This is a genomic window from Roseomonas sp. GC11 (assembly GCF_024437745.1).
In the GTDB taxonomy this organism is placed as follows: domain Bacteria; phylum Pseudomonadota; class Alphaproteobacteria; order Acetobacterales; family Acetobacteraceae; genus Pseudoroseomonas.
Genome location: NZ_JANFNY010000208.1, coordinates 1 through 582, shown reverse-complemented (window position 1 = coordinate 582; position 582 = coordinate 1). Strand labels below are relative to the sequence as shown.

Sequence of the window (582 nt, the reverse complement as noted above, 5' to 3'; positions counted from 1 at the left end):
CAAGCTTGGCGCCCTCGCCACGACCCAGGACCACGCGCGCAGCCCCCTGCTCATCAACTCCGTCGGCGCCTGAACCCTGGGGGTCACCCCCTCCCAGCGGTCTCTTCCCCCTCCCTCCTCCCCCTGATAGCCGGCGTGGTGCTTCCCCCGCACCCGCCGGCTTTTTTTGTCAGGGTCAGGCTTGGCCTCAGAAGCTCTTCGCTTCTTCGCGAAGGAAGGGGTCGAAGCCCTGGCAATCGCCATCCAGATCGCACCGGAAAGTCTCGGCAGAGGGCGTGCCGGGTTGGCGGGCGGCATCCAGCGCACTGCTGGCCGTTTCATCGAAACTCTTCGAGGCCATCAAGGCGCCCGCTGAGGCCAGGCAGTGCGCCGGGTGTGGTGCGGCCGGGAAAGGTCCTACCCCAGGGACTGGCCTTTCAAACGCGGTAAACCCCGCTTACCGCGTGGGTAAGGCGAAGCGCCTTGCTCTGCCGCCCTGGCATATAGGGCGCGCATTCATCGTCAGGACCGATGATGGATATCGGTAATCGACATTGGATCGCGATGGGTGGGGCGGGGTATCTCTTCGTCAACAGCGGGGAA

General features: G+C 65.1%; 1 protein-coding gene. It reads right to left on the bottom strand.

Going from position 1 to position 582, the window contains the following annotated elements; genetic code table 11:
* Nucleotides 1-187: 187 nt before the first annotated feature.
* Nucleotides 188-340 (bottom strand): hypothetical protein, encoded by a 153-nt coding sequence (locus NON00_RS24655; RefSeq protein WP_256025442.1) that lies wholly within the window; start codon nucleotides 338-340, stop codon nucleotides 188-190.
* Nucleotides 341-582 lie beyond the last annotated feature (242 nt).